General features: G+C 44.1%; 8 protein-coding genes. 1 reads left to right on the top strand and 7 read right to left on the bottom strand.

Going from position 1 to position 9,938, the window contains the following annotated elements; all coding sequences use genetic code 11:
* Positions 1-486 precede the first annotated feature (486 nt).
* Positions 487-1,647: a PulJ/GspJ family protein gene (locus PX636_RS15700; protein WP_288117764.1), complete on the top strand. Its 1,161-nt coding sequence runs from the start codon at positions 487-489 to the stop codon at positions 1,645-1,647.
* A 286-nt stretch (positions 1,648-1,933) separates the two neighbouring features.
* Here the strand turns inward: PX636_RS15700 and trpE are convergent, their stop codons facing one another.
* The 7 genes from trpE to PX636_RS15665 all read right to left on the bottom strand — a co-directional run bounded on the left by trpE (position 1,934) and on the right by PX636_RS15665 (position 9,679).
* Positions 1,934-3,454, bottom strand: a complete 1,521-nt coding sequence (gene trpE / locus PX636_RS15695) for an anthranilate synthase component I (RefSeq protein WP_288117763.1) — start codon at positions 3,452-3,454, stop codon at positions 1,934-1,936.
* 405 nt (positions 3,455-3,859) lie between these two features.
* Entirely contained in the window at positions 3,860-4,285 is a 426-nt protein-coding gene (locus PX636_RS15690; RefSeq protein WP_002796771.1) for a photosystem I reaction center subunit II PsaD, read from the bottom strand.
* A gap of 168 nt (positions 4,286-4,453) precedes the next feature.
* Positions 4,454-6,091: an ABC transporter permease gene (locus PX636_RS15685; protein ID WP_012265494.1), complete on the bottom strand. Its 1,638-nt coding sequence runs from the start codon at positions 6,089-6,091 to the stop codon at positions 4,454-4,456.
* 110 nt (positions 6,092-6,201) lie between these two features.
* Positions 6,202-7,011 carry an MBL fold metallo-hydrolase gene (locus PX636_RS15680; protein WP_002758464.1) on the bottom strand — a complete coding sequence of 270 codons (810 nt, stop codon included), beginning with the start codon at positions 7,009-7,011 and terminating at the stop codon, positions 6,202-6,204.
* A 61-nt stretch (positions 7,012-7,072) separates the two neighbouring features.
* Positions 7,073-7,660 (bottom strand): anthranilate synthase component II, encoded by a 588-nt coding sequence (locus tag PX636_RS15675; protein ID WP_012265495.1) that lies wholly within the window; start codon positions 7,658-7,660, stop codon positions 7,073-7,075.
* Positions 7,661-7,787: 127 nt separating this feature from the next.
* Entirely contained in the window at positions 7,788-8,288 is a 501-nt protein-coding gene (locus PX636_RS15670) for a pentapeptide repeat-containing protein (RefSeq protein ID WP_288117762.1), read from the bottom strand.
* A 2-nt stretch (positions 8,289-8,290) separates the two neighbouring features.
* Positions 8,291-9,679: an LCP family protein gene (locus PX636_RS15665; RefSeq protein WP_002796768.1), complete on the bottom strand. Its 1,389-nt coding sequence runs from the start codon at positions 9,677-9,679 to the stop codon at positions 8,291-8,293.
* Positions 9,680-9,938: the final 259 nt, after the last annotated feature.

Here is a 9,938-nt window from a genome sequence, read left to right as displayed (position 1 = left end):
CATCTTCAGTTGAACCCGGGGATGGGGGATGATGAAATCTTTCATAATACAGTGAGTTCTTTTCTTCTTCGGTGAATTCTAGGTTAATCATGTTTTCAATGAGTGCTTTGCTTCTAATTATGACTCTTAAACTATATTATTGTCTTTGAGGAAAAAATGCAAGTTATAGCCGTGCAAAGTATACTCCCCAAAGCGATTAATAGCTTTGATCAAAATCACCTCTCTGGCCACACCTAAATCACTATCTAGAGGATTTTCTCGGTTTATCCTGTGGTTAGTGGTGAAGTTAGTTAGGTCAAGACATTTTTGATCGGGAGTTTTCTGGGGAAATTGTCAAGGAAATAGGTAGTAGTAAATTTTCACTGGTTTCCGAAAACCCTTTTCGACTTGATTGACCGATAGTTTAATAAAATCTGCGTGATTGTAATAAATGTTAAATATTTAGGCAAGTATATAATAAAATGGGAATCGGGACAGGTTAAAACTATGCGTTTTTATTTAGAGTACATCAATCACTCAGGTCGTTTGCAGAAAAAATCTGCTCATCGTCGTCTGCAAGCGGGTTTCACGATTACAGAAGTCTTACTGGCAGGTTTGATGATGCTGATTGCCGTCTTGGTGGCGGGAAATGGCTTGATTAACCTGCTCAGAAGTAACTATCGAGCTAATGCCGATAGTGAAATCCAGAATAATCTTAATCGTACTCTAGAGTTTGTTTCAGATGAAGTGAGACGAGCAAAAATTATCGCTGAGAACGAAAATGAGATCAGACCGACTCAACCACTCAATTTGAAAGGAATACCAGGAGCGCGAGCAGTTCTAGCTTTCCAAATTCCTGATCCCAGCAATCCCAGTCATCCGCTTGATCAACAGATCGTTTACTATACCAGAAACCCTGCTCCTGATGAAATTAGCTTGACCGGTCCGCGAGTCTTGTGGCGCTATGGTCCGCAATTGGACGCTAATGGCAACTATGATACTTTGACTTGGCAACATTCCCCTGTCATCGATAGGTTAGCAGCGGCTGTTAATGACCCCATTTGTGATGATCCGACTTTTACCCGAATCCCCCAGACTGGCAATGTGGACGATTTTTATACCTGTGTTCCCAAAGGTCGTAATCAAGTGATTTTGCATGCCAAGGCTCAGGTAAGGATGACTACCAATGAGGAACTTGAATACTCTGTCAGTACCAGAGTTTTCCCGATACCTTGTCAAAAATTTTGCGACCTAGACTCCCCCACCTATTTTTATCTGACGGCTGCTACCGGGGCTGTCCCTGACAAACGACATATACCCATCGTTATCGTGCCTGCAACTGTTAAAGCTGAAATTATTCAAGGAGGAACTTGTACATTCAGTCCTTCCTGCGGTGTTCTTACTGCACCTAAAGTAGATTTGAGCATGGGGAAACCGGAAGGAGCTTTCGGTTCACCTGTTGATGCAATGCCTGGAGATGGCATTGCGGTCCATGTGGATGGGTTTAATAATGTCTATGGAACTTCAACCAGAGATGTAGATGTATATACCTCTGATAGCAGGGATTCACCCAGAAATCTTGATAATAACCAAGTTTTATTCGTGTTTACGACTAAAACGACTCCACCAAACTCCTATCAGATTTTAGTAACCATTGAACCCAAGTAGCTAAACTTATGGCAATAAGCTGAAACCTTGATGTTATCCTGGTTAGTTGACCCTATTCCTTCTCGGAAATCATGGCCAAATCCCCTTAACTGGAATGAGGTTAAATAGGGCTTGCTGAAAAAGTTTTTCCTGGGGGTAGGGTGTGGGGTGTAGGGTTTTACCCATTTTCAGGGGGTCAATTACCTAATTTTCAGGGAAAAAGTGCCTAAATTTCCCCCCCGATCACTCCAATCACTGGCACTTTTTGATGGGAAAAAAGTCTAAAGGATGATCCTGGGCAAAAAATCTAACTTAAACAGCGAATTGCCTCCAATAAACCCCTCGCTTTGTTGAGGGTTTCTTCATACTCTTTCTCCGGCTCAGAATCGGCTACTAACCCTGCTCCCGCTTGCACAGAAACCAGATAATTTTGATTACCTTGGGGACGAACAATCATAGTGCGAATTGTGATGGCACTATTTAACTGTCCCTCGAAATCGTAGTAACCATAAACCCCTGAATAGGGACCACGACGACAGGGTTCCAATTCATGAATAATTTCCATGGCGCGAATTTTCGGGGCCCCACTGACGGTTCCCGCGGGAAAACAAGCTTTTAATAAATCCCAAGCACTTTTATTGGTTGCTAAATCCCCGACCACATTACTAACAATGTGCATAACGTGGGAATAACGTTCAATTATCATTAATTCATCCACTTTGACCGTACCTCGATCGCACACCCGACCTAGATCATTTCTCCCCAAATCCACTAACATAATATGCTCGGCAATTTCTTTGGGATCTTGCAATAAATCCGTTGCTAAAGCTTGGTCTTCACTCAAGTTTTGTCCCCGGCGACGGGTGCCAGCAATTGGTCTGACCGTAGCCTTTATTTTACCTAATTCGTCCCGTTCTGCCTTAACCATCACTTCAGGACTAGAGCCAATAATTTGCCAATCCTTAAAGTTATAAAAAGCCATGTAGGGAGAAGGATTAATCAGACGCAGGGAACGATATAAATCGAAGGGATGACCCTGATAATTGGCATTTAAACGCTGGGAAATAACCACCTGAAAAATATCCCCCGCTTTGATGTAATCCTTCGCTTTCAAGACATTTTGACAGAATTTTTCCTGAGTTGTATTGCTTTCATAGACTAATTCTTTCCCCTGACCAACCGGTAATAATTCCAAGGTTTTGGCATTAGTTGGTAGGGGTAATCGTAACTTCAGAACTAACTGTGTCACTCGATCGCAGGCCGCTTGATAAGCGGCCGCTAAATCGGGATTTTTACCCCGGATATCGGCATAAGCGATCGCCCAGATTTTCCGTTTAACTTGATCGAAAATAATGAGATTATCCACCTGCATCCAAATACCATCTGGTAGATCGGCATCGGTAGCGGCATAAATAGGCACTCGCGGTTCGATCCAATTAATTAATTCATAACCCCAAAAACCAAATAACCCCCCTATTCCGGCGGGTAATTGCGGCAATTTAACCGGCACGATCGGGGCTAAACATTGGGTTAAAATCTCGAAAGGATCCCCCGAAAAAATCTCTTGAGAACCATCGCGAAAAGTTTGGGTAGTGGTGTTTCCCCGCGCTTCTAATACCCAGACGGGATCGCCTCCTAAAAAGCTGTAGCGTCCCAAGGTTTCGCCCCCTTCCACCGACTCTAATAAAAAATTGTAGGCTTGATTGGCACAAACTTTATACCAGGCCGAAACGGGTGTTTCTAGGTCAGCGATCCATTCTTGATAGACAGGAATAAAGTTACCTTGACCGGCGAGTTGACGAAAGCGATCGAAGTCGGGGAAGATCATATTTTGATGGTTCAGGAAACGGATAGCACAACACTTGTAGGGGAGAAAACGGAATGATGAATTATGAATTATGAAGGAGTGGGGAGTGGGGAAGTGGGGAAGTCGGGAGGTGGGGTAGTGGGGAAGTGGGGTAGTGGGGTAGTGGGGAAGTGGGGTAGTGGGGTAGTGGGGAAGTTGTCTCATCACCCTAACACCCCAAAACCCCCCGCAACGCGCACGCAGTGACCACCCTATCTCCTGAATACTGACTCCTAACTCCTAACCCCAGGAAAAACTTTTTGCCGCAAACCCTAACTAGCAATTAATTGCCGATTGCGATAAGAGAAATCGAGAGTCAGAAGTTAAATCTTGGGGCTAAATAGCTTCTTAATCTAACTCCCCACTCTCGATTTTAGGGATTATTTATTATGCTTCGTAGGGAGTGACACCAGAGAACTTAATTGTCGCTGGTTCGGGGTTTTTGCCGATATTGCGGTCTTTTTTGCCGAAAAATTCACGACCGGCGTTAACTTTTTCGGGGAAGACACCATCAGCAGGGTGGAGATATTGCACTTCACCACTGGGGTAAATCCGATAGATTTTGTAATCTTCGATTTTGGGCTTGAATTTCGTCCGTAATTGGGTACCAAGAGCGAGCGCGTGTTCTTTGCGGGCCAAATAGAGGAGATTTTCGCCTTCGTTCATGATAGCGGCGCCACCGGTGGGCATTTCAAAGACTTGTTCTTTGCTGCTTGTCCAGGTGATGGCGTACTTTTCTTCCAGATCGGCTTTGGTGAGTAAACCGCCCGTGCTGCCACCGAACTTAGGAGCTTTTCCAGAAAGTTCTGTCATAGGATTTTGTTCTCTCTACAAAAATAAACAAAAGGGGTTTTAGGGAATCCTATCACTGACACCCCCTCTCTCTAGTAGTCTTGTCAAGAACTGTAACATTATTTTGTACTAGACTATAGAACTAAGCTCTTGGCCGATCGCCAACTTGCCTAGGAATCAGCCGCCACTTTAATCGATCGCCCGTCGGGAAATTTGCCAACTCAAAAAAATTACCGGAATTAATCCCACTAAGACAATGGCCAGGGCCGGTGCCGCCGCTTCCACCAAACGTTCATCACTGGCGTATTGATAAACGCGCACCGCTAGGGTATCAAAATTAAAAGGTCTTAAGACCAAAGTAGCCGGTAATTCCTTCATCACATCGACAAAAACTAACATAGCCGCCGTCAATAATCCCCCCGACAAAAGAGGAATATGCACTTTAATTAAAGTGGCACCAGTGCCATAGCCAAGGCTGCGGGAAGCATCATCTAAACTAGGTTTAATTTTACTTAAACTCGATTCTAACGTGGAAAAAGCTACGGCTAAAAACCGGACAATATAGGCAAAAATCACACAGAAAATCGTGCCGCTCAGAATTAAATTGATATTTAATCCTTGATTGAAAAAGTTATCTAATTTGCCGATAGGAATTAAAACCCCCACCGCGATAACAATGCCGGGGATAGCGTAACCAGCCGCCGCAATCCGCACAGAACCCTTAAGAGTTTTATTCGGATTAAGTCTTTCCCCGTAGGCGAGAATTAAAGCTAAAACTACCGCAATAATTGCGCTTAAACTAGCCAGAAAAAAACTGTTTACCGATAAACTAAAAAAGTCATTATTAAAAGTTTCTTGGGCGTGATTAAAGGCTAGATAGGTCAGATAGAAAGCAGGGGCGATAAACCCAAGAAATACTGGCAAAAAACAGGCGATAATTGCCAAAAAAATCCGAACAAATCCTAGTTCGTACTTAGTCGGTGACTGGAAACGATTGGTCATTTCATAGTAACGAGCTTGACGACGGGAGGATTGTTCAAGGAAAACTAAAACGAGGATAAATACCATTAAAACTGTTGATAACTGCCCCGCCGCTATGCGATCACCCATACCGAACCAAGTATTATAAATCCCCGTGGTAAAAGCATTAATTCCAAAATACTGCACCGTACCAAAATCGTTCAGAGTTTCCATTAAAGCTAGAGCTAATCCCGCCATAATTGCCGGTCTTGCTAGGGGTAAAGCGACAGTAAAAAAACTGCGCCAAGGATTACATCCCAAGGAGCGACTTGCCTCCACCGTGCAGACAGATTGCTCTAAAAAACCGACCCTTGCTAACAGATAAACGTAGGGATAAAGCACCAGTATTAACATCAGAATCCCCCCCCAAAGAGAACGGATACTAGGAAACCAATAATCCTCGACACTATTCCAACCGAAAACACTTCTTAAGAACGTCTGCACCGGACCAAAATAGTCCATCATATTGGTATAAGTATAGGCCAAGAGATAGGCAGGAGCGGCAAGGGGTAGTAATAATAACCATTGAAATTGTTGACAACCGGGAAATTGACACATCGTTGTTAACCAAGCTGTGCCGACACCGATGATTAAAACGCCGCTGCCCACCCCGCACATTAACCAAAAAGAATTAACTAGATAATCCCAGAGAACAGTTTCGATCAGATGTTGCCAGACTTGACTGGAATTAGTTAATAAACTACTGGCAACCGATAAAATTGGCAGGGAAACAAGCAGGGCAATTAGTAAAACCGCAATTGTCCATCCCTGTCTAAAAAAAGAGCGAGATTCTTTCAGAAAAAACATTTTTAATAAGATTGTTAAAGCAATTTTTAGAGAACTAGGAGATGATCTACAGTCCCGTCGATCGAGGAAAATTAGCTAATCAATAGGACTAGGTTATTGGCTCCTAAAAATTAGGATTTCTCTAACAGCTTGCGGTAGTCAAACACGCGAATGAGCGTCCCTTTTTTGGGTAAATCGGCGGCACGAATCCGTAATTTATTGTCCTCGATCAAACGGATATTTTTATCCTTGACTAACTTGAGAAACTCATCTACAGACACCAATTCACAGGCATTTTTATCGGCGGCACTGGTAAAGTATTGAGTTGGTATAGCAATTCGCGGTTGTAAAACTTCGATCGCCTGTTTTGCTTCTTGGGGATTATAATTTTTTGGACCACCTCCCACGGGAATAAAAGCTAAATCCGGCGAACCTAGGAGAATTCTTTGTTCTAATTCGATTGGGGCCGCTGCCCCCCCTAAATGGACAATACTAATCCCCGCTTGGGTCCAACGCCAGGCCACATTCATACCGAAACGTTGCCCACCCATGCGATCGTGGGCGATACTAATACCCTGTAGTTTTAATTTACCCAGATCGTAGGCCCCCGGCTCAAACAAAATTTTCGGATTACCGGGTAAACCCTCGGCCGCCCCTTCATCCCACAGTTGACTACTAATTAAAACGATATCTGCTTCTACTTTTGGCAAAGGAAAACCCGCCGTACAACCAATTGCCCGGAAAGGATTAACTAGGACTCTTTGCCCTCCTCCGGTGAATAAAAAGCAACTATGACCCAACCATTGAACTAAGAGGGAATTATCGGGTTTTTGGGGGGAAGTGGGGTTAGTGGGCTTCGGTTTAGTTTCCGCTAAAACTGAGCTTACTGCCACGGTTAAGAAACTTGCCCCCGCCGATAAGATAAAATCTCGCCTTTTCATAAATGTAGATGCAGAATTAATCAATTGAAGGTTAATTTCAGGGGTTGGGGATTAGCAAACACTAGAGGGATCGCAGAAAGTTTCTTAAAAGTTCCTTGCCAGCAGTGGTTAAAATACTTTCGGGATGAAATTGTACTCCTTGAATGTGGGGGTAATCCCGATGACGGACTCCCATGACCGTGCCATCTTCTACCCAGGCCGTGATCTCTAAATTATCTGGCATAGTTGAGCGCTCGATCACTAAACTATGGTAACGGGTGGCAGTAAAAGGATTTTCTAAGCCTTGAAATACCCCTTCATTGTTGTGATAGATTGGGGAAGTTTTGCCGTGCATCAAGACTGGGGCCCAGACCACATCCCCCCCGAATACCTGACCGATACTTTGATGACCGAGACAGACCCCCAAAATCGGCAAATGGGGGCCAAATTTAGCGATTAATTCCAGAGATATGCCCGCATCGACCGGACGACCTGGACCGGGGGAAATGACAATTCCATCCGGCCGCATTTGTTCGATCGTGGCCAGATCGATTTTATCATTACGATAGACCTCGATCGGCACGGCGATCGGGAACTCGGAGGCTAATTCTCCCAAATACTGGACTAAATTGTAGGTAAAACTATCATAGTTATCGATGACGATTATCAAGAGTCCCTCTCCTTTCTCTAGCCTCGCTCAGTATTTTCATTCTACATCCTGGCTGTCTCGATCGAGATAGCCGGAGTGTAGGGGGTAGGCTATTTTTGAGCAGTCAGCTAGAATCTGCCCGGAATTGCTAATCACAGCCTAAACTATCTCTGGTGGCCACTCCCGTGACCGGATTAATCCCATCGGCCCGTTCACACATTAACTTGACCTGATAGTTATCAATGACCGCGTTAGTGAAATCGGCCCCGGTAATAATTGTGTCATAAAAACGGCTGCGAGTAGCGATCGCATCGGTAAAAATAGTATTAGTTAAATCGGCAAAATCGAGGGTAACTCTATCTACCAAAGAGGCGGTCAAATCGGCCCCTTTTAAGTTAGCTTTTAAGAGGACAGCCTCGGTAAGAATGCTATAGGATAAATCGGCCCCTTCTAGGTTAACTCCCCGCATCGCGGCGGCGGCGAAAACTCCTCCGCGTAAATCCTGATGGGAAAAATCCCGATCTTGCAGCTGGGCAAAACTATAGTTAATCGTTTTATCTTGGGCCAAAGCCACCGGACGGGCCGAAAAAAGTAGCCAAAGAATCGCCAGCAAAATAATTAAAACCAGACTGAAAATTTTTTTCAACATTGTTACTGTTGAGCGTCGAAAAACTGGGCTGCATCATCACCCACCCGAATAGTTAGGTCTGAGTCTAAAGCACCAGTGGAGGATGATTCTACTTTACCGATTCCCAATTGATTTTTCAAGAGGTTAGCGGACTGAATATCACCTTTTTGAGCAATAATTGCCGTGGTTTCTAGCTTTTGGGAGGAGTCATCGCTAATATAAACATTTGTGTAGCCCTGTTTGGCCAGATAATTGCGAGTACGACGGGCTAAACCTTTGGTATGGGTGGCATTTTGAATGGCAATCCGCAGACTATAAATGGAGGTTTCTCCCCGCGAATAGTTATCGGTAAAATTATTAGCCACAATGGTTCTAATTTCGCGACGGTTCAAAATCCAATAACTGCGACCATCGTATTCCTCGAGGTTATTAAACCGGCCGGGGAGTAGGATCATTCTTAAGTCATCCTGTTTAATTTCCCGGCCAAAATTAGCGATAGCCAGCATTTCCTCGACGGATAAATTCGTATCGATATATTGTTGTAAAACCTGTACTGCTTTCGGGAGACTGGGGAGAATTGTCGGACTAAAAATCTTTTGTTGTAGTGCTTTTAATAAAATTTGTTGTCTTTGTACGCGACCGATATCGCCGTATTGCTGGTTACGAAAACGGGCAAATTGTTCTGCTTGGTCGCCGTTGAGATTTTGCCAACCCTCTTGTAAATCAATTTCTAATTTTTGGGTGACATCTTTATGATACATTCGTTCGGGTACATAAACCTCTACGCCCCCGACTAAATCGACTAATTCCTTAAAGGCATCGGTAGTCACCCGGACATAGCGATCTACGGTGACATCCCCTAAAGTATTACTGACCACTTCCGCCGCTAGAGTTGGTCCACCGTGAACATTGGCATCGTTAATTTTAGTGAAACCGTGGCCAGGAATTCTGACGCGGCTATCGCGAGGGATAGACAACATTCTCACGGTTTTATCGCTAGGATCGAAGCGCACTAGGAGCATGGTATCGCTGCGACCTTTAAATACATCGTCGCCGTTTTTGGCATCTAAAACTCGATCGATGCCCATAACTAAAATATTAACAGGACGAGAAAGCTGCTGGTTAATTAAGCTATTCCAAGCTTGAGCCTCAAGGATGTCTGTTTGGGTGGGAAAAGTCGTTTTTTGGAAGATGGCCCCAATTGGTGCGGGTAAGGGACTAATTAAAGCGACGGCAGCCCCAACAGTGGCGGAAACTAGGGCGGTAAAACTGAGGGTTATTCCCCAAAATAAGCCCTTTTGCAGGGGAGATGCTTTTTTTAAACCGGACATGACTGAACTGACCACCGTGACGGTATTTTCTGAGTTTTGGCTGTATTCTTGCTTTTCAAACCGCCCGGAAACATTGGCCATAGACTAACCTCAACATCTGATTAAAAGCTTACTTTAGGAGGTGACTGCTGATCCCTAGAATCTATCTCTAGCCCAAAAGTTCCAGATATTGGCCACCCCCCTCTCGCCGGCTATTGTAACATATTGTTAAGGAACTGGCTATAATAGACCTCTTGTAAAAATCAAAATTTGTCTTGGTTGGTTAGGAGTCGGTCGTCAGTAGTCAGTAGTCAGTAGTCAGGAGAATTAAGAATGAATAATGAGCAATTAAATGGTCTAT

It is taken from the genome of Microcystis sp. M53598_WE2 (assembly GCF_030067735.1).
Classification (GTDB): domain Bacteria; phylum Cyanobacteriota; class Cyanobacteriia; order Cyanobacteriales; family Microcystaceae; genus Microcystis; species Microcystis aeruginosa.
Note: the sequence above shows the minus strand (reverse complement) of the source record. Positions and strands in the feature narration are given on the sequence as shown.

Excerpts from the sequence above, each read along its gene's own strand:
- PX636_RS15665 (WP_002796768.1), bottom strand. The coding sequence starts at position 9,679 with ATGGCCAATGTTTCCGGGCGGTTTGAAAAGCAAGAATACAGCCAAAAC.
- PX636_RS15680 (WP_002758464.1), bottom strand. The coding sequence starts at position 7,011 with ATGAAAAGGCGAGATTTTATCTTATCGGCGGGGGCAAGTTTCTTAACC.
- PX636_RS15685 (WP_012265494.1), bottom strand. The coding sequence starts at position 6,091 with ATGTTTTTTCTGAAAGAATCTCGCTCTTTTTTTAGACAGGGATGGACA.
- PX636_RS15700 (WP_288117764.1), top strand. The coding sequence starts at position 487 with ATGCGTTTTTATTTAGAGTACATCAATCACTCAGGTCGTTTGCAGAAA.
- trpE (WP_288117763.1), bottom strand. The coding sequence starts at position 3,454 with ATGATCTTCCCCGACTTCGATCGCTTTCGTCAACTCGCCGGTCAAGGT.
- PX636_RS15690 (WP_002796771.1), bottom strand. The coding sequence starts at position 4,285 with ATGACAGAACTTTCTGGAAAAGCTCCTAAGTTCGGTGGCAGCACGGGC.
- PX636_RS15670 (WP_288117762.1), bottom strand. The coding sequence starts at position 8,288 with ATGTTGAAAAAAATTTTCAGTCTGGTTTTAATTATTTTGCTGGCGATT.